1 protein-coding gene is annotated in these 1,253 nt (G+C 54.0%); it reads right to left on the bottom strand.

Annotated elements, in window-relative coordinates; all coding sequences use genetic code 11:
* On the bottom strand, positions 1–1,200 hold a 1,200-nt coding region (locus AU074_RS25880; protein WP_076017159.1), incomplete at its 3' end, for an IS256 family transposase.
* Positions 1,201–1,253: the final 53 nt, after the last annotated feature.

The raw sequence follows: 1,253 nt of genomic DNA, 5'->3' as shown, positions 1-1,253 counted from the left end.
CTTCCAATCATGAGCTGCACTGCCCCAATTCGCGGTGATATTTCGCAATGCCAGCCAGATTAGCTTTGTCGCGGACTCATCCGTTGGGAAGTGGCCTCGCGTCTTGATGATCTTGCGCAACTGGGCATTGATACTCTCGATGGCGTTGGTTGTGTAGATCACTTTGCGTATCGCCGGGGGAAACACGAAGAACGGTATAACTCGATCCCAAGCACGTCTCCAAGCTGATACGACTGTCGGATATTGCTTACCCCAAGGCCCAGCTTCGAAAGCCAGTAACGCTTGTTCTGCGGCGTCAGCATTGAGTGCTTGATAAATCGGCTTCAGTGCCTTGGCCAGCTCACGGCGCTTATCCCAAGGGGCGTAATCGAGGCTGTTACGGATCAGGTGGACGATACAGGTCTGCAACGTCGTCTCAGGAAACACAGCACTCAGCGCTTCGGGCATGCCTTTGAGACCGTCAGTTACGGCGATCAAGACGTCTTCGACGCCTCGGGTTTTCAGGTCGTTAAAGACCTTCATCCAAAATTTGGCGCCTTCGGTTGTTTCAATCCAAATTCCCAGGATATCTCGCGTTCCGTCCGGCAATACTCCCAGTGCCAAGTAGATCGCTTTGTTGCGAACCAGGCCTTCGTCGCGAATTTTGACTCGCAATGCATCGAAGAAAATTACCGGGTACATCGGTTCAAGCGGTCGCTGTTGCCAGGCGGTAACCTCCTCCAAAACTGCGTCAGTGACAGAACTGATGAAGTCATGGGAGACGTCTGTTCCGTACTGTTCAGAGAGAAACGCACGGATTTCGCGAACCGTCATGCCTCGGGCATACATCGCGATAATCTTGTCGTCGAAGCCGGTAAAACGCCGTTCGTGTTTGGGGATCAGAATCGGAGCAAAGCTTCCATCACGGTCTCTGGGAATGTCCAAACGCAGCGGACCGTCATCGGTTAGCACCGTTTTTCCGCTCTTGCCGTTGCGCTGGTTACTCGATTCCTCAGGGCGCTCCGCGCCCTGAGGATAGCCAAGGTGGTGGCCCAACTCGGCACCAAGAGCTCGCTCGATCAGCGCCTTTTTGAACGCCATCGAGGCATCCTGAATAGCCTCGGCACTCATCGGGCCGCTGACGAACTGGTCGATCAGCTCTTTTGGAATGGATGGAAGGTCTCGCGGGGCCTCACGGGCCGGTTTCTTTTTGGTCGGCATACATGCACCTCTATCAACATGTTATGCCCGAACACAAAATTTATGACAGCCCC

Source organism: Pseudomonas sp. ATCC PTA-122608, from assembly GCF_001952855.1.
Lineage (GTDB): Bacteria > Pseudomonadota > Gammaproteobacteria > Pseudomonadales > Pseudomonadaceae > Aquipseudomonas.
Note: the sequence above shows the minus strand (reverse complement) of the source record. Positions and strands in the feature narration are given on the sequence as shown.